We start from the raw sequence: 18,027 nt of genomic DNA on the forward strand, positions 1-18,027 counted from the left end.
TCCGAAGTCGTTTTTCTCCAAGGCCAACCCGACGGCCTATCGCCCGGATCTCTTCCGCGCGCATTCTCGGACCACGCGCTCGGAGACAAGGAGCTCGACATCCGCGATGTCGTTGCGGGCGTCCAGAAGCGCGGCTTGCTCCATGATACGGGTGTCACCAATAACCTACGGCTTTGCCGCGGCTCATCTTGACCTGAGCCCCGAGATACACGACGGCATCGAAGCCGAAGCCGAAAGTGACGGCCAGCGCCCGTCTCAACGCCGATCCCCCTCGGTCCTTGGCGAAGAAGTGCTGGATGCGCTTCGTCAAGAAGTGAGAAGGAACGTATCCATAGGGCCATTCCGGGACGCGGCTCTCCAGCAGGGTCTTAAGCCAGGCAGGATCTTTCGACGCTTCCCTGAGCGCGGCGACCGCTCCGCCTTTCGGCATGTTGGCGACGTGATCGAACACGATGTAGTTGACCGCGCCCCCGATGACGATACGGATCTGATGGCGCAAGAGTGCCGGAACGGAGCGCTCCGATCGGTAGACGTGATACACGTCCGGCGAGGAAACGATTGCTTCCAGTCTTTCATCGCGCTGGAACAGGTCTGTGAGCACCATCGCCCTTAGGAACCCGTCCTCGACAGGGAGGCCGATCGGCATATGGATCATCCGTGCCGAGGTCGCTCGGATGGCGTACAACTGCCCACACAGGGAGCTTCTGGGGTCGTCGAGGGTGCCGGTGCAGGCCAGTATCAACCTTTCTACCGTCGCGAGCCGCTCTCCGGCAGCCGCCTCGAGAACGAGATCCTTGACGGGACGGCTTACAGCTACTTTCGCTTCCGGGTTTGAAACGAGAAGCTCGCAGAGGTTTCGAAGAGCTCCGCAACTCGGTAGTGTGATATCCGCATCGCAAAAAACGAGAATATCGCTGCCAGCTCGGCTCTCGCCATGCGTAAAGCGGTTCCAAGCTCGCGATTTCCCTGCTTCTGGAGAGACGAGAACCTGGAAATTATCTTCGATCTCAAAATCCGCCACCGCTTGCGTCGCGACCGCCTCGGTGCCGTCGCTGCAACCATTGGCGAGAATCGTTACTCGTACGTCTGCGTCGGAATTCGCGAAGATGTCCTGAGCACGCAGACAATCAATAATTGCCCGTATGTTACCGCGCTCGTTCCTGGCGAATATGCAGATGTCGATAGCCGCCACAGCGCCCTCCTGCGAGATCGCCTCGTCATCGTAGCCACTATAGGATCTGGGCTGTTGTTTGTAAGTAATAAATCATTTACTTTACGGATTTCACTACAATCAGTACCGCGCACCAGCAATCGCGCGGCATGCTCTCCCTCGACACCGGCGTTCTCGTGCTGGACGAGATCGAACGACGCCTTTGCCTCGCCGAGCGGCGCGCGGCCTGGACTGAGGATCGGCACGATCCGCCCCGATCGTTCACCCGCTGGCCGCAACGATCGGCTTGCGCATGGACACGATCGCGGCCGGCTCCGAGGGCCTGAACGCGTCCTGCGCGCTGCGCCGCGATCCCGTGCACGAGATGGCAGAGGGTGCGTTGTCCCCTGACGGCGAGCTCGGGCGACGCCGTGCCGGCTCGAGAACGCGCCTGCCGCGGGTCATGGGGCGCCGGCGCCGTGCCGTAGGGCGCAGGGTCCGCTCAATTGCTCGCCAGCTCGCCGCCGAAGCGGCGCACGTCGACGAGGTCGCCCGGGAAGATCTCCTCGAGCTCGCCCGCCGGGATCTGCCGCTGGGCGCCGTCGGCGTGGCGCAGCAGGACGAAGCTCACCGGCCGCTCCAGGTTCGAGGCGCGGGCGGCCGCCGAGGAGCCCATGCGGGCGAGGCTGCGCTCCGCGGCCGCGATGGCGATCTGCGTTTCCTCGCGCCGGCGGCGCACCTCGTGCAGGTCGGAGGACAGATCGAGCGTCCTGCGCGTCCCGATCGCCTCGCGTTCGGCCTCGTTCTGAGCCACCGCCGCGCGCGCCCGCGACAGGGCCGCCGAGAGCTCCAGATGGGTTCGCGTGAGATCCGAGAGCAGCATGCGCATCTCGACCGAGCGCGTCTCGACGGCGAGCCCGCGCTCGACGAGCGAGCGGACCCGCTCGTGCTCCACGGTCATCCGATCGATCTGCTCCTCGAGCGAGGCCTTCTGCGCTTCGAGGGTCGTCACCTCCGCGCGCGACTGCTCGACCAGGCGCGCGCTGGCGTCGAGATCCTCACGCAGGCGCTTGAGACGCAGATCCATCAGGCTCTGTTCCTGGGCGAGAGCGTCGGCGAGAGCGGAATCGCCGGCGTTCTCGGCGAACGTGAGCCGGCGGAGGCCCGCCGTCTCGGCCTCGAGCCGCGCCTCCTGGGCGGCGAGGCTCGCCCGCTGTCGCCGTAGGACGTCGAGGTCGCGCTGCAGCGCGATCACGGCGTCTCCCCCCTCCCCCATCTCGGGGCGGAGGAACCCGCCCGCGACGCTCACGGCGTGGAGAACGGTCATGCCCGGCCGATAGCGATAGGCCCCCGGGTTCGTCACGTCGCCCGAGACGTAGATCATCGGCGGATCGCGCTCCTCGGGCGGGCTGAGGATGGCGACGAGATCGAGGTCGCGCTTGAAGTAGCGCGAGACCGCCTCGGCGATCGAGGCCTCGAGCTCCTCGAGCGTGAGGCCGCCGGCGTCGAGATGCCCCGCGAGGGGGAGCGAGATGCGCCCGTCGGGCCGCACCAGGATGTCGCGGTTGAGCTGCGGCTCGCGCGCGCTCCAGATCTCGACCACGTCGCCGGGCTGAAGGCGGTAGGCCGCGGTCTGAGCCTGCGCGGGCGCGACGAGCAGAGCCGCCAGGGCGGCGATCAGCGCGGCGGCGAGACGGCGGGTGCGGGCGTTCGTGCGGGTCGTCCGGACGAGGGCGGGCATGAGACGCTCCGGCTTCAGCGGTAGTCGTTGAGAACGACGCCGGCGAGCTTGTCCTCGCTCACCAGCCCGGCGACGGCGTCGATCTCGGCGCGCCGCGTGCGCCCGGCGGCGACGACGAGGAGCGCGCTGTCCAGCTTCGGCAGCACGCCCAGCGCATCGTCGCACCACAGCAGCGCCGGCAGGTCGAGCACGGCGACGACTTCCGGCCGGCTCCTGCGCAACCGATCGAGAAGCTCGTTCATCCGGCGCGAGGCGAGCAGCTCGGCGGCCTCGTCCGAGGCCGTGCAGGGCATGACGAGCAGGGATTTTCCGCCGGATTCGACCTCGTAGACGCATTCCTCCAGCTCCGCGCGGCCCTCGAGATAGTGCGTGAGCCCGAGATGCGTGGACAGGGAGAAGCGGCTCGAGAGGGCGGGGCTGCGCAGGTTGGCGTCGACGAGAAGGATGCGCTGGTCCCTCCGGCGCGCCATGCTCCAGGCGAGGTTCACGGCCGTGAAGGTCGCGCCGACGCCGCGCTGCGCCCCGATCACCGCGAGGCTGCACGCGTTCTGCGCCTCCATCTTGTGGAGCATGTAGGTCCGCAGCATGTCGATTTCCCGCGCTCGGCGCTTGCCCTCGCCCGCCGCCAAGACGTCCGCCCGGCGCAGCGCCTTCGGCGCGAGCGCGATGGTGCCGCGCCCGACGAGCGGCGGCGCCGCGATCTCGTCCGGCGCGAGCGCCCGCGACGCGCCGCCGACGCCGGGACGGGTCCGGCCTCGGAGGCCGTCGCGAAGCGGCTGTACCAGTTCTCGCATCATCGTCTCCCCACCCCCGCCGGCACGTCGGCCGGGTCAGCCATAGAGCTCGTTCACCTTCGCCGCGAGCGTGTGGAGGGCCGTCTCCCCGTATGCGGCCAGGGCGGCGCCCTCGAGCACGACGACGGCGGCGATCGACGCCGCCCCGAGGCTCGCGACGAGCCACCCGCGTCGCCGGCGGCGGGCCGCGCCCGCGGTGTCGAGGCGCGGCAGCTTGAGCACGGGAACGGCCCCCAGGCGCCCGAGATCGCCGATCTCGCGCACCGTGCCGTCGAGCAGGTCCCGCGCGAGCACGGCGCCGGCGCCCACGACGACTGCGCCCAGCGCGACCATCACCGCGAGGATCGCCATGGAGGGGCCGTCGGGCGCGTCCGGCAGGAGCGGCGGGACGAGCACCGAAATCTGGTCCGCACGCGCATCGCCTTCGAGGCGCAGGCGCAGCTGCGCGGCCCCGAGCCGCTCGTCCATGGCCTCCAGCTGACGCTGAACCGCATCGCGCCGTCGCTCCACGTCGCGCATCATGATGCTCACGTCGGGCATCGCGGCCACGCTCTCCTCCAGATACGCGAGGCGCCCGGCCGTGCGGGCCCGCTGCGCCTCCAGGTGCGCGCGACGGTCCGCCAGCAGGCGGCTGCGCTCGGCGAGGAGCCGGATTTCGGGCGACAGGTCGCCGTCGCTTCCCTCCGCGGCGAGGCCATCCCGCGCCGTCGCCGCCGTCATGCGCGCCCGCGCCGACGCGATCTGCTCCCGCAGCGCGCGGACGCGGGGATGATCGTCGGTGGCGAGCGTCGCCGCTTCGTCGAGCTCCGCCTCCAGCGCATCGAGCCGCTCCTGCAGCGCCTCGCTGATCTCCGGCGTGGCGCGGCGCGCGGCGTACTCGAACTCGAGCAGACGACGCTCGTTCTCCAGAGAGACGAGCTCCGCATCGATCTCGTGCAGGATCGACGCCCGGCGCTCGATCTCGGCCAGGTTGGCCTCGAGCCGCTCGGGCAGCCGGTCGATGTTCGCCCGCGCGGCGCGCGCGATCTCCGCCTCGACGGCCTCGAGCTCGCGCACGATCCGCGCGTGCTCCTCCTCGAGGATGCCCACGTCCACGGCGACGCGCGCGACGCGCAGCTCGCGCTCCGCGGACGCGAAGCGCGCGACGAGGCGGTCCAGCACCGCCAGCGCCGTCTCCGGCGTCTCGTGCGCATAGGAGATCCTGAAGGTGACCTGCGTCGCGCTCGCGGCCGCGAGCGGCCCGTTCCAGACCGGCGATACGTCGAGGCGCCCGCCCATCAGCTCCACGAGCTCCGCCTGCCCGAAATCGGGGCCGCGCTCGGCCGAGAGGTCGAGCTCCTCCGCGATCTCGAGAAGCGCCTCGTCGGTGACGGCCCGGCGCTGGACGGCGCGCATGCGCTGTTCGGGACTGCCCTGCGGCTCGACCTCGAATGCCTCCGGCACGTTCTGCGCTTCGTAGGTCACGGCCGCCCAGGAGACGTAACGCTGCGGGTAGACTGCGAGCGCCAGCGCGCCGACGAGGGCCGTCAGCAGCGCGGCCGCCGCGAACAGGGACCAGCGGCGCCTGAAGAGCTTGACGTAGTGGGACGCGAGCCCCCGGCCATCGTCGTCCATCGCAACTCCCGTCGACTTCGCCAGCGCCTCGCAGCGCAGGCCGCGATCAGCGCACGGCTCCTGCCGCCGATCTCAGTGTTCCAGAGCCCGTTTTGTCGAACAAGCGCGCGAACGACGTAGTTCGAAGACCTTGGCATGGCTGCGACGTTCCGCTTTCGACCGGCGCTTTGCGCAAGGAGGCCAAGCGGTGCGAACGATGTTCAGGCGCTCACCGCCTGTTTCGAAACCGTGGAGTGGCCCCAGACGGCGTTATCGGGTCACAGAAGAAAGTGAAAACGGCTCACCCGCAGGAACGTCGGCGCCGCGATGGCGGACGGACGACGCCCGAGTAGAGGGCCTGCTTCTCGTGAGGTCAAAAATTATTGCGACGTATTTTAGTGCCCTCGTCTTGTTGCGAGACGAAGCCGAGAGTTACGTTTACTGCAATCGGGTTCAACTCGGGACCTCGGTCGTGTTCCGTTTGAGAGCACACACGCGTCGTCGATAGATGATGCGCTCTTTTGGGGCTGGATAGTCGGGGTGGGGGAGCATGAGCATCGAAGTCGAGGCGCTCGAGATCGACGCCGTAAAAATCATCAGACCGAAAATATTTCGCGATCATCGAGGTTTTTTCTCAGAGGTTTACAGCGGTCCGGCACTCGAGGAGGCCGGCATCCGCGTGCAGTTCGTGCAAGACAATCACTCACTGTCCCGCTCGCCAGGGACGCTTCGGGGGCTGCACTTCCAGAGACCCCCGTTCGAGCAAGCCAAGCTCGTTCGCGTCATCCGCGGCGCGATCTTCGACGTCGCCGTCGACTTGCGCCGAGGCTCCGAGACCTATGGGCGCCATGTCTGCGCCACCCTCAGCGCCGATGCGTGGACTCAGATCTTCGTTCCGGCCGGCTTCGCGCATGGGTTCGTGACTTTGGAGGCGAACACGGAGGTCGTCTACAAGGTCAGCAAGCCTTACCACCCCGCGAGCGAGGACGGCCTGCTCTGGAGCGATCGCGATCTCGCGATCGAATGGCCGCTTCCCGAAACGACGCTCACACTCTCGGAGAAGGACCGCGTCTGGCCCGGTCTGCGGCAGCTCGCGTCGCCGTTCTGACGCCGACGGACGCGTTCCGGCATCGTTCCGCATGGAGGACTGGAGATGGAGAGGACCAAGACGCGCATCCTGGTGACGGGAGCGGGTGGATACATCGGAACGACGCTCGTGCCCCTCCTGCTGGAGCGCGGATACGCAGTGAGGGCGGTAGACCGATTCTTCTTCGGCCGAAACCTGCTGCCTTTTCACGATGACCTCGAGATCGTCAAGGAAGACTCGCGGAAGCTCACCCTCGAACATTTCGACGACGTCCACGCGGTCATAGATCTCGTCGCCATTTCGAACGACCCATCTGGAGAACTGTTTCCAGAGGCTACGGTTGCGATCAACTGCACGTCTCGGATCCGCAGCGCACGGCTCGCCAAGGCAGCCGGGGTACGCCGGTACGTCCTTCCGTCGTCCTGCAGCATCTACGGCTTTCAAGCCGAAGGGACGGTAGCCGACGAAGACTCGCCCACCAATCCCCTGACGAGCTATGCACGGGCGAACGAGATGGCGGAAAAGGGCGTGCTTCCGCTGGCGGACGACGGCTTCTGCGTCGTGGTTCTTCGGCAGGCCACGGTGTACGGCCTGAGCCCGCGCATGCGCTTCGACCTCGCGATCAACGGCATGACCTACGGGGCTTGGAAGACCCGCGAGCTTCCGCTGATGCGCGATGGAACGCAGTGGCGGCCTATGGTCCACGTCAAGGACACGGCCAGCGCGCAAATCTTCATGCTCGAGGTCGACCCTGCCCGGATCAACGGACGGATCTTCAACGTCGGCTCGCAGCGGAGCACGTATCGGCTGGGCGCCCTCGGCGAAACGGTCGCCGAGTCGGTCGGTCCGGACGTCTCCATCTGCTGGTACGGCGACCCCGACGTCCGCAGCTACCGTGTCGCGTTCGACAGAATAGAAGCCCTCGGCTGGCGAGCCGAGATGACCGCCGAGGACGGCGTCTCGGAAATCTGCGCGGCGTTGGAGGCCGGGGCGATCGACAAGACCGTTCAGACGATAACGCTGGACTGGTATCGAGACCTGGCGCGATGGCATTCGATCATCCGCGAGGTCGAGCTGCACGGAGGGATCCTGGAGCTATGAGAGTTCTCCTCCTCGGCGCCAACGGTCAGCTCGGATCCGACCTGCGCCGCGCGCACGAAGCCTCGGGCGCCCGCTTCGACCTCGTCCCCATCGGACGCGACACCCTGGATGTCGCGGTGCCCGGCGACGTGGATCGCGTCTTGAAGGATCGCGACTTCGATGCTCTCGTGAACTGCACGAGCTACCACAAGACCGACGAGGTGGAGCTGAACGGCGGCCTCGCCATGGCGGTCAATGCCCACGCCGTGGACGCCCTGGCGCGCATCTGCGCCGCGAAAGGCGCGAGGTTCGTTCATTTCAGCTCGGATTACGTCTTCGGCGGAGACGTCCTCCACAGGCGTCCCTACCGCGAAGACGATCCGACCTCGCCGGTGAACGTCTACGGCGCGTCCAAAGCTCTCGGCGAGACCTTCGCCCAGCTGGCCTGCCCGAATGCGATCGTGGTCCGCGTGGCGTCGCTGTTCGGCGTGAACGGCGCCAGCGGGAAAGGCGGAAACTTCGTCGAGACCATCATTCGGGTCGCCCGGGAGAAAGGTCGACTGAAGGTCGTCGACGATCAGGTGATGTCGCCGACGGCGACGGCCGACGTCGCCGAGATGGTGCTTCGCATGCTAACTCAGGGCTGTCCGGGAGGCGTTTACCACGTGGTCGGCAGCGGCTCCGCGAGCTGGTACGCTTTCGCGCGGGAGATCGTTCGTCTGGTGAATATTCCCGCGGACGTGGAGGCCTGCGAAAGCAGAGATTTCCCCACGGTCGCGATGCGGCCGGCCTACAGCGTCCTCGACGGCTCGAAGATCTCCAGCCGCTTCGGCGCCATGCCGCGCTGGGAGGATGCGCTCGAGCGATACCTCCATGCGAAGGGCCACCGCTCGGGTACCCGGGAGCCTGCTGGATGTCGCGCGCCCGATAACGAGGCGTTCGCGCTTCGCTACGACTTGATGACGACAGACCAGGTTCCGGCGCGCACGATGTCCGAGTGGCTGCTCGAAACCGAGTTCGACAAATACGTCCGGACCAGGCGGCGGATGTGAATTCATCCCTCGTCCTGTTTTGGTTTCCCGTGCGTCGTCACGCGACTTTCCCGCGAGACAGGAGGGGCACTTGAAGAGATGGCTGGGTCGTTATCTTCTCTCTCCCGAGGTTCAACAATCCACGTTGGGAGCCGCGCTTCGATCTGTCGTCAAGAGCACCAAGAACGTTTATAAATACAATCCGTGGTTTTTGCTGGACAGCCAGGCCGTGGAGCGTCCGCATTACGCCTATTGTATGCTCAACGCGTCTGTCCTGGCGCGAAAGCTCGGCCTCGGTACCATCTCGGCGATCGAGTTCGGTGTCGCCGGCGGGAACGGGCTCGCGTTCATGAGCCGCTTCGCCCGCGAGGTCAAACGCGCGACCGGAGTCGCCGTGGAGTGCTACGGCTTCGACACGGGCCGCGGCATGCCGGATCCGAAGGGGCCGCAAGATTTACCCTACTGGTTTCGTTCGTCCCAGTACAAAATGGACGAGGACGTACTTCGAGAAAAAGTCCCCGATGCAACACTTGTGATCGGCGACGTGCGCGACACGGTTAAATCGTTCCTCGAAGACTATAAGCCAGCCCCGATAGGCGTAATTTTCAATGACATGGACTATCTTTCTTCGACCTCAGATAGCTTCTATCTTTTCGAGAATCGCAACAATGGTATTGAGCATTTTCTCCCACGGATTTTCATGTACTTCGATGATATCATCGGATCTTCCGTTGAGATGTATGGCCCTTTCAATGGTCAGCTGGCAGCTATAAACGATTTCAATTCCAGGAGCGCCGACGCCAAAATCCACCTTAATCAAAACCTGTTGCCGCAAGCCCATCTAAGATACCGATATCAAATCTACTATGCTCATTTGTTCGATCATCCCCGCTATTGTGAATACCTGGGCGACGAACAACAGAAGACAATCATGTCGGCTCTGGCTTTCCGCGAGTGATCATCATGACGACGCCCGCTCCAGATGCCGGCGACGCTCGGCCGCCTGCGTCTTCCAGAATTCGGTATCTGCAGGGGCGACCGAATGGCCGGACATGACGATCCGGGCGCGATCGGCCGACTGCCCCTTCGCCGCCGCGCGTTCATCACGGGCCTTCTGACTGCCCCGATGGCTTCGCGCGCGACGGCTTCGGGCGCGGTCGCCGCCGCCGGCGCCGCCCCGCAGGCGACCGGGGATCCGACCGCGGCGTCGCGGAACGCCGTGCTGGTCGGCCACGGCCTCGTCGGCCCCACGATGTCGTGGTGGCTGCAAAACCTCGCTCCCGACGGCGGCAGCGTGCAGGGGCAGGAGATCGATGGCTCGCTGTCGCACGCCTGGAGCCATTCCGCGGATGCGGAGGGCGTCGACAGCCGCGCCTTGATGGCCCAGGGCAAGACCGACGTCCTGATCGTCACCGAGGCGATCCCGCTGCAGGACCAGATCACCTACAACGACACCTACGGCCACGCGAGGCTGTTCTACGACGCCGCCATCGCGGGTAAGCCCTCGGCGCGGGTGTTCCTCTACGAGACGTGGCACGACATCGCCTGGGCCGGCGGCGAGGCCGCGTGGCGGGAGCGCCTCGACAGCGACCTGATCGTCTGGGAGGCGATCGTCGACCACGTCAACATGAATCGCGGCGCCTCGGGCGGCGAGCAGATGCGCCTCGTGCCCGCCGGGCAGGCGATGGCGCGGCTCCACGACGAGATCGCCGCCGGCTCCGTGCCCGGTGCGACCACGATCCGCGACTTCCTTCTCGACGACATTCACGTGAACGACGCCGGGATGTACTATTTATCGATGCTGACGTACGCGGCGATCTGGCAGCGCTCGCCGGTCGGGCTTCCCCTCACCGTAACCAACGAGTGGGATACGCCGTTCACGCTCGACGCCACGCTCGCCGCGCGCCTGCAGCAGCTGGCTTGGGAGACAATCACCACCTATCCCCGCTCGGGCGTCCACATCGTGCGCCCCGGCCAGCTCGCCCTCGGGCTGGAGGGCGTCCACGACTACAGCCAGGAGCAGCCCTTCATCGACGTGATCAAGTGCGGGCGCACGTGGCTGGGCCACATCTCCGGCCAGTACGGTGGCTGGGGCCACGACGACCTCGCCGCCGGCGGCTATCTCGACGCCGACGGCTGGATCACGTCCATGCCGCCCGAGCTGTCGCACGTCGAGCTGGTCTTCCTCACCGAGATCGCCGCCGGTGCGGCGCCGGTCATGGCCGGGCGCTACCGCCTGCTCTACGAGGGCGCGGGCACGATCACCGTCACCGGCGGCTCCAACCTCGACACCAGCACGCCCGGCCAAATCGACTTCGACTACACACCCACCGGCACCAATCTGTGCTCGGTTCGCATCGACGCGATCACCCGCGGCGACCATCTGCGCAACATCCGCTGCTACAACCTCGCCAACGAGATCGAGTACAACGCCGGCCGGATCTTCAATCCGCACTGGCTCAACCGCATTCGCGGCGTGCCGATGGTGCGCTTCATGGACTGGCAGCACACGAACTGGTCCCCCACCTCGGCCTGGGCGGAGCGCAACACCCTGACCAGCTACACGTGGTCCCGCGCCGCCGGCAACGGCGTCCCCGTCGAGGTCATGGTCGCGCTGTGCAACGAGATGCTCTGCGACGGCTGGTTCTGCATGCCGCATCAGGCGACGGACGACTTCGTCACCCGGTTCGCCACCTACGTGCGCGACAACCTCGACCCGCGGCTCGAGGCCCACGTCGAATTCTCGAACGAGGTCTGGAACTTCGCGTTCTCGCAGGCGGCGTACGCCCAGGCCCGGGCCGACGCCCGCGGCTGGGGCGAGGGCGCGTGGATGCAATGGGCCGGCGAGCGCACCGCGCAGACGATGAACATCTGGACGACCGTCTTTTCCGGCCAGACCTCCCGCATCGTACGCGTCGCTGGCGCTCAGCTGAACTGGAAAGGCCTGGAGACGGAGTTCCTCGACGCGCCGCTCTCCGTCGCCGAGGGCAACGCGGCCCCGCACCTGTCCTTCGACGTCTACGCCGTCACCGGCTACTTCTCGGGCCAGCTCGGCGAGGACGGCAAGGCTCCCATCGTCAAGAGCTGGATCGATGCCAGCCTCGCCGCCGCCCGGAACGACGCCACCGCCCGGGGCCTGACCGGCGGCGCCTACGATGACGACGTCGCCGCCCACGAGTACGATCAGGTCTCCGTCCAGTGCCTGCAGGAGCTGACCGACGGCTCCGTCACCGGCCTCGGCGTCGACACCGCCACGATCGAGCAGAACATTCGGGACTACTGGCCCTACCACCGCGCCCGGGCCGACGCCTACGGCCTGCGGCTGGTCATGTACGAGGGTGGCACCCACGTCGTCGGCGTCGGTGGTGATCCGCCGTGGATCGAGGACGCCCAGCTGACGCGCTTCTTCCAGCACTTCAACTTTTCGCCCGAGATGGCGACGGCCTACGAGCGCGCCATCGAAGGCTGGGAGGCGGTCGGCGATGGGGGCAACGGCGTCTTCATGCAGTTCGTCGCGATCTACAAGCCGACGAAGTGGGGTTCCTGGGGCGCGCTGCGCCACCTGCGCGACGCCAACCCGCGCTGGACGATGCTTCGCCGCCACAATGCCGGCGGGCCGCTCTGAGAGGGACGCCGATGGAGCAGGTCCACGGCGCGGGCGAGATCCTGCTCCCTCGACGATCCATGGCTTTCGGGAAGCCGCTCACGCGCGCACCCGCACGGCCGCCGGTCCTGGTCGCGAAAGCGCCTCGGCGGCGCGAGGGGCAGAGTCCACCGCCTCCGGAAGAGGAGCGTTGAAGGGCACGTCGAGCGCGGCGGCGTAGTGCTGGGCTGCGGATATCGGAAGCTGGCCGCTCTGGAGCAGAAGCCATTCGCGAAAGCCGAGCTCGAGCCTGTTGGTGACGCGATCGTAGGTGCGGTCGTATTCGGTCAGCGTCCAAGCGTGGCCTTTGCGCCAGTAGAAGTCTCCCGCGCCGGGATCCAGAACCAGGAAGCAGTCGCGGAAGGCCGCCCAGGAATCCTCGAGCGTCCAAGTCGGCCGCCATCCGGTGCGCTCGAGGAAGGAGCTGGCGAGATAGCTCTCGGCGGCGCCGTGCCGGCAGAGCTCGCCGGTTGGAACGCGCGCGAATATCTCGGGCAGCGTGGGGGGCCAGCCGGCCGGGAGCGCTTGCGTGCGCAGCGGCGCGCTCCAGTAGACCAGCATGTCCTCGGCGTGGCCGAACACGGTCTGGTCCGTGAGGTGGTAAGGCGCGAGCAGCAGGCTCCCGGCGCCGAGACCGACGATCCGATGCCGCTGTCCCTCGGCTGCGGCCGGAAAGCTCCGCACGAGACCGATCAGGACCGCCATCAGGTCCGGATCGTAGAAGCGCTGATCGGTTCGGCTCTTCACGATCCAGGTCGCGCCCCGCTCCACGGCATGGCGAACGCCGGCGGCGGCGGAGACGAGCTGCATGTTGATGTTCACGAACCCCGGGATCGGCGGCTTCTCGTTGAGGAGGACGTCGACCCCGACTGCGCGGATCGGGTCGAGGATCTCGTCGGGCGTATCGCTCCAGGTCGACAGGACGAGGCGGCAGGCGGGCATGTGCCGCGCGTAGATGCGGAATGTCTCGAGCGTGAAGTCGTCGACGCCGTCGACCGGCCCCTGCATCACGATGGCGCAGTCGTCCTGCGGGCATTCGGCGAGCACGCGCGTGCCGAGCTGCCCGGCGCGCTTGGGTCGCTCGTGATAGGTGCGGAAATAGTCGCCCGCCCGGTCCGCATAGGCGATGAGCTCGCGGATCGCCCTCCGCACCGCTCTGTCCCTGAAGCCGTCGCGCATCGTCGCCTCTCTCCTGCTCGTCTCCCGCGGCGCCGCTAGGCCGCACCGGTCTGGGAAAGCGCACCGATCGCGCGCAGCGAGGCGGGGTCTCTGCAGAACGCCTCGAGATCGGCCGGCGTGCCGATCCCGTACATGCCGTCGCCCGCCGATCCCACGTCGTAGCAGCGGATGTCGGCGCCGGCGGCGATGAGCCTGTTGTAGACGGGCGCGACGTAGAACTCCCCGTTCACCCGCTCGTCGGCTGCGATCATCGCGTCGGCCGCGCGAAGGAAGTCCGCTCCGCTCCGGAAATTGTAGACGCCGACCGTCGCCTCGTTCGATACGACGCGCTTCTCGACCACCTCGGCGACACGACCGGAGCCGTCCCTGCGCACGAACGACCATTTCGGATCGTCCGCCCACATGGTCATGATCAGCCCGTCGGCGTCTGCGAGCGCGTCGAGATATCTCTCGATGTCGACGTCCACGTATTGATCGCAATTCGCGATCATCAACGGCGCGTCCTCGTCGACGAGCGCGCGCGCCAGCAGCACGGTGCAGGCCGCCCCCTCCGTGACGCCGTCGACGGGCACGACCGAGCATCCGGGAGCCCAGGCGCGCAGCATCGCGCCGAGATCGTGTCGGCGCAGATGCTCTGCCTGGACGAGGAAGTGGAAGCGATGCGCACGCCGCGGCCGCAGGTTGGCGATGACGAGCTCGATCATCGGGCGATCGTTGACCGGAATCAGCGGCTTCGGGCGGGAATAGCCGGCGTCGACGAAGCGCTGCCCGCGCCCGGCCATCGGGACGACGATGTTCAGCATGGATGCTTGTCCCCCTTCACGCTGGGCGTCTTCACGACGACGGTGGTCGCGGCGGTCAGCGCCTCGAAGTCCGTCGCCTCGCCGGGATCGAGCACCAGGACGTCGCCGGCCCCGTACTCGACGCCGTCCATGCGCACCCGCCCCTCCAGAACGAGAGTCACTTCGGTGGCGCGTCTGTGGACGTGGCGGGCCTCGCAGGCGCCCGCCGGGTACGCCTTGACGGCGACCTCCGCGGCCTGCGTCCGATGCGCGGTTGGGGCGAAGTCCCCCACGAACCACCCGTTCGTCATGTCCGAGAGCCGGAAGGTCCTCATCCCGCGCGGCTCCGTCGCCGCGCCAGCAGCGTCTGCTCGTATTCCTCGACCGCTTGCGGCGTCGCCAGCGAGACGTATTGATCCCGCCGGATCCGGAAGACGCCGATGCGCTTGTGCGCGAGGATCATCTCGTTGAAGCACGGGCAGACGAAATAGCCGCCCCGGACGCTCGCGTCCTTGCGGATCATGGCCTGAACGGCCTCGACGAAATCGCGCCCCTTGGCGAACCAGTAGACCCCGGCCGTCGCGTCGCGGCTGACGGGGCGCTTCTCGGCTGCCTCGATCACGAGCCCGCTCTCGTCGGTCTTGACGTAGGACCAGCGCGGGTGGACCGAATCGAACACCACGGTCCCGGCGTCGAGCCCCCGCGACCGGAAGTCCGCGAGCGCCTCGCCCAGATCGAAAGCGAGGATCTGGTCGGCATTGGCGACGACGAGCTCCTCGTCGAGCCCGATATGCTCGATGGCGAGAAGCGCGCTGCACGCGGCGCCGGCCGTCTCTCCGTCCGCTCTGATCACGACGGCGTCGGGCTCGAGCAGCTCGAGCACCTCCCGCAGATGGAAGCGGAGATCGTCCTCCTTGCGGATGACGAAGATCGCGCGCGCGCCGTCGGCGGCGCGAAGGCGCTCGAAGGCGTGCTCCACGAGCGGCCGTCCGTCGATCTCGATCAGCGGCTTGGCGAAGGGAAAGCCGTGCTTGCGAAAGAGCTCGTCGCTTCCGGCCATGGGGATGACGATCTTCATGCGCAGCGCTCCTCGACTCGCGCGATCGCGTCCAGCATGCGGTCGAGCTGGACGTCGTTGACGGACTGCACGACCAAGAGCCGGCATCCCGCGGCCTCCGCGGCGCGGATGCCGTTGACGTTGTCCTCGACGACGAGGCAGCGCTCCGGAGGCGTACCGAGAAGCTCGGCGGCCTTCAGGTAGATCTCGGGATCGGGCTTCGCCCGCTCGACGTCCTCGTTGCTGAGGATCGCGTCCAGGTAGCCCGCGAGCGCGCTCTTCTGCAGCATCAGCTCGACCGTCGAGCGGATCGAGTTCGAGGCGAGGCCGAGCTTGAAGCCGCGGGACTTGAGATGCGACAGGGCGTATTCGTGCACGAAGACGGGCTTGCAGTTGAGGAACACCTGATCGACCGTGTACTGCTGCTTCAGCTCGTTGAGGAAGCCGTGCAACCCCCTCGGCAAGCCGCGCTCCTGCGAGAGGATCTCGAGCTTGCGGCGCGTCGGCAGCCCGTCGAAGGTCGACAGGTGGTCGGCGCGCGAGATGGCGAAGCCGAAGTGCCCGAGCGCCCGATTCAGCGCTTCGTAATGCCATTCCTTAGCGTCGATCAGGACGCCGTCCATGTCGAAGATCACGGCCTCAATGCCCATAGCCGAACACCTCGCATGCCTCTTCGGGGAAATCCGTGCACAGCATCAGCCCGTCGGCGCGCGCGAGCGGGCTGCGTGCGAGCCGATCCCAGACCGGCCGATGGGGGCGCCCGTGCAGCTCGGGGGAGACCACGCAGACGCGCTTGCCCCGGTCGAGATGGCCGCGGATCGTCTCGGGAGTCCACCAGTCCGCGCGGAACGCGTCGAGCCAAACGCCCCGCGCGTTCGCGTAGAGAGCGGGCTCCGGCTCGATATCGCTGTGGCGGGTGAAGACCGGCACCTCGCGCTCCGACCAGCGCAGCATGTCCGGCACGGACATGTCGAAGACGAAAGCGGTCTCGATGCGGCGCCGGCGCAGGGCGGCCACGACCAGATCCTGCAGCCCGTCCGCCTTGATGTTGAGGGCGAGAGGCAGGTGCGGCCCCGTGCGGGCGTGGAGCTCGAGCAGAGCATCGGCGTCGAGCGCATGCTCGCCTGGCGGGTCGTGCGAGACCACGAGACGGCCGTCGCAGTCGCGCAGGTCGGTCTCCGTGCCGAAGCCGAGATCGAACGAGCGCGCGAACGCCCTCGGGCTATTCTTCTCGATCGCCGACTTCCAGTATCCGCGATGACTCATGACGATCATGAGCAAGTCCCCGCCCGCACACGACCAGCTAACGCCAGCGATCAGCCCGAATTCAGACAATTCTTGCTTTCATTCATTGGAAAGTTTATCACCGACATCTCACGCGACAAGCCGAGATACGTTTACTTTCTCGACCAGTTTGACCGCGCCCTCAATTGAACTAGTTGATCGGATACGGACGACCGGGCGCGAGCACGCGGGAACGGGCAGCGGGCGCGCGCAGGGAGGAGCCGGCATGCGCGCCTTCGCCGTCGAGCGCCGCCACGGGCGCGGCGCGCAGCGCGCGGGCGTATCCCACCAAGGCCCCCGCGATCAGCCAGGTGAGCGGGATCAGGCTCGAATTGGGGATGAGGTCGACGAGGTTCGCCGCCTGAATGAGCGCGATCACGCCGATGAACGGCGAGAGGCGCGCCGCGGCGACGGCGCCCGCGCTGCGTCGCAATGACAGCAACGCGAGGCAGAGCAGCCCGAACTCGGCGATGAAACCGAGCCAGCCGCTCACGCCGATGACGATGATCCAGCGTCCGTCGGTCACGCTGACCATGCGGCCGGTCTCGTCGTAGAGCTGGTTGCGCCCCCAGCCGCCCCATCCGAAGAGCGGTTTTTCCTCGGCGTGGGCGAGGAGGCTCTCCTCGTTGTCGAAGCGGAACTGCAGCGACCCGGCACGATCGGTGTTGAGCTGGGCGGCCTGCTCGACCGCGAAGTCGGTGGGGACGAGATCGGCGCCCCGCAGCAGCGGATAGGAAAGGACGAGCAAGGCGAGCGCCGCGGCGATGGTCAGCTGGCGTCTTCGGCCGGCGAAGGCCACCACCGGCGCCAGCACGAGGGCGTAGGCGAGCGAGGCGTAGCTCTTGCAGAGGACCAGCACCACCGCGACGTAGACCGCGGCGCAGAACCAGGCGAGGCGCGCCTCGCCGGCTGCGGCCCGCCAGAGCCCCAACACGGCTAGCAGAACCGTGAAGGCGAAGAAGGCCACATGCAGACCGTGAGGCAGGAAGACGATCGGCCGGTACCCGCCCGCGCGCATCATCTGCTCGAAGCTGTGCTGAAAGAAGCCGTAGATCCAGACGTTCAGCTGCGGGCTCAGTCGCACCTCCAGCAGCATCGGGAGCGAGTATGCGAGCCCGGCGATCGCGAGCGCCAGCAGAAGATCGCGCTGCGCCTCGGGGGTCGCGAGAAGCTGGCGACCGAGGAAATACGGGATCAGGAAGATCAGCTGATTGGCGATCATCGAGAACGAGTCGTGCAAGCTCAGACCGGGCAGCTCTCTCCCGGAGCCGAGCGAGATCGCTTCGGGATTGCCGATCACGGTCGCGAGCGGGCTCACGACGAAGATCGCCAGAAGCACGCGTTCCGCGAGCGAAAGCCGCAATCGCCGCAGGCGCGGGCCGGCGACGAGGACGATTGCGGTCGCCGCGACGAGGTTGGGGATCGACGTCTTGTCGAGCGGCGGAACCAGCGGCAAGTCGAAGGCGGCCACCGGCGGCAGCAGCAGATAGCCGCCGAGCAGCGTCCAGATCAGCGCGCGCTCGTGCGACAACATCCTGAACAGGACGATCGTCACGATCGGCCAGGCCAGGAGCATCAGGTAGGCGAACGTGTTCGGCATCTGCGC

General features: G+C 67.1%; 16 protein-coding genes. 5 read left to right on the forward strand and 11 right to left on the reverse strand.

The genetic code is table 11. The annotated features are described in order from the left end of the window. Positions 1-154: 154 nt before the first annotated feature. The 4 genes from ABL310_RS15315 to ABL310_RS15330 all read right to left on the reverse strand — a co-directional run bounded on the left by ABL310_RS15315 (position 155) and on the right by ABL310_RS15330 (position 5,299). Positions 155-1,192, reverse strand: a complete 1,038-nt coding sequence (locus ABL310_RS15315; protein ID WP_349367879.1) for a glycosyltransferase family A protein — start codon at positions 1,190-1,192, stop codon at positions 155-157. A 460-nt stretch (positions 1,193-1,652) separates the two neighbouring features. Then, a complete protein-coding gene (locus ABL310_RS15320) occupies positions 1,653-2,891 on the reverse strand; it encodes a polysaccharide biosynthesis/export family protein (protein ID WP_349367880.1) in 1,239 nt (412 codons plus the stop codon). A gap of 14 nt (positions 2,892-2,905) precedes the next feature. Beyond that, positions 2,906-3,685, reverse strand: coding sequence for a CpsD/CapB family tyrosine-protein kinase (locus ABL310_RS15325; RefSeq protein ID WP_349367881.1), 780 nt, complete (start codon positions 3,683-3,685; stop codon positions 2,906-2,908). Positions 3,686-3,721: 36 nt separating this feature from the next. Then, complete coding sequence (locus tag ABL310_RS15330) at positions 3,722-5,299, reverse strand: hypothetical protein (protein WP_349367882.1); 1,578 nt, start codon at positions 5,297-5,299, stop codon at positions 3,722-3,724. A 529-nt stretch (positions 5,300-5,828) separates the two neighbouring features. Between ABL310_RS15330 and rfbC the strand changes: the two genes are divergently transcribed. The 5 genes from rfbC to ABL310_RS15355 all read left to right on the forward strand — a co-directional run bounded on the left by rfbC (position 5,829) and on the right by ABL310_RS15355 (position 12,101). Next, entirely contained in the window at positions 5,829-6,386 is a 558-nt protein-coding gene (gene rfbC / locus ABL310_RS15335) for a dTDP-4-dehydrorhamnose 3,5-epimerase (RefSeq protein WP_349367883.1), read from the forward strand. Positions 6,387-6,431: 45 nt separating this feature from the next. After that, a complete protein-coding gene (locus ABL310_RS15340; protein WP_349367884.1) occupies positions 6,432-7,466 on the forward strand; it encodes an SDR family oxidoreductase in 1,035 nt (344 codons plus the stop codon). Continuing rightward, complete coding sequence (gene rfbD, locus ABL310_RS15345; RefSeq protein ID WP_349367885.1) at positions 7,463-8,497, forward strand: dTDP-4-dehydrorhamnose reductase; 1,035 nt, start codon at positions 7,463-7,465, stop codon at positions 8,495-8,497. The genes ABL310_RS15340 and rfbD overlap by 4 nt, the downstream gene beginning before the upstream one ends. A 70-nt stretch (positions 8,498-8,567) precedes the next feature. Beyond that, positions 8,568-9,434, forward strand: coding sequence for a hypothetical protein (locus ABL310_RS15350; protein ID WP_349367886.1), 867 nt, complete (start codon positions 8,568-8,570; stop codon positions 9,432-9,434). Between the two features lie 168 nt (positions 9,435-9,602). Beyond that, positions 9,603-12,101, forward strand: a complete 2,499-nt coding sequence (locus ABL310_RS15355; protein ID WP_349367887.1) for a hypothetical protein — start codon at positions 9,603-9,605, stop codon at positions 12,099-12,101. Positions 12,102-12,179: 78 nt separating this feature from the next. On the opposite strand, the gene ABL310_RS15360 is transcribed toward ABL310_RS15355, so the two are convergent. From ABL310_RS15360 to ABL310_RS15390, 7 genes are all read right to left on the reverse strand, one after another. Then, complete coding sequence (locus tag ABL310_RS15360; RefSeq protein WP_349367888.1) at positions 12,180-13,298, reverse strand: WavE lipopolysaccharide synthesis family protein; 1,119 nt, start codon at positions 13,296-13,298, stop codon at positions 12,180-12,182. A 35-nt stretch (positions 13,299-13,333) separates the two neighbouring features. Continuing rightward, on the reverse strand, positions 13,334-14,101 hold the full coding sequence (locus tag ABL310_RS15365) for a glycosyltransferase family 2 protein (protein WP_349367889.1): 768 nt from the start codon (positions 14,099-14,101) through the stop codon (positions 13,334-13,336). Next, positions 14,095-14,415 (reverse strand): hypothetical protein, encoded by a 321-nt coding sequence (locus ABL310_RS15370; protein ID WP_349367890.1) that lies wholly within the window; start codon positions 14,413-14,415, stop codon positions 14,095-14,097. The genes ABL310_RS15365 and ABL310_RS15370 overlap by 7 nt, the downstream gene beginning before the upstream one ends. Continuing rightward, entirely contained in the window at positions 14,412-15,158 is a 747-nt protein-coding gene (locus tag ABL310_RS15375; RefSeq protein ID WP_349367891.1) for a glycosyltransferase family 2 protein, read from the reverse strand. Before ABL310_RS15375 ends, ABL310_RS15370 begins: the two co-directional genes overlap by 4 nt. Further along, complete coding sequence (locus ABL310_RS15380) at positions 15,155-15,787, reverse strand: HAD family phosphatase (RefSeq protein WP_349367892.1); 633 nt, start codon at positions 15,785-15,787, stop codon at positions 15,155-15,157. The genes ABL310_RS15375 and ABL310_RS15380 overlap by 4 nt, the downstream gene beginning before the upstream one ends. Beyond that, positions 15,777-16,412: a hypothetical protein gene (locus ABL310_RS15385; RefSeq protein WP_349367893.1), complete on the reverse strand. Its 636-nt coding sequence runs from the start codon at positions 16,410-16,412 to the stop codon at positions 15,777-15,779. Before ABL310_RS15385 ends, ABL310_RS15380 begins: the two co-directional genes overlap by 11 nt. Before the next feature lie 160 nt (positions 16,413-16,572). After that, positions 16,573-18,021, reverse strand: coding sequence for a hypothetical protein (locus ABL310_RS15390; RefSeq protein ID WP_349367894.1), 1,449 nt, complete (start codon positions 18,019-18,021; stop codon positions 16,573-16,575). Positions 18,022-18,027 lie beyond the last annotated feature (6 nt).

The sequence above is a fragment of the Salinarimonas sp. genome (assembly GCF_040111675.1).
Taxonomy (GTDB): Bacteria; Pseudomonadota; Alphaproteobacteria; order Rhizobiales; family Beijerinckiaceae; genus Salinarimonas.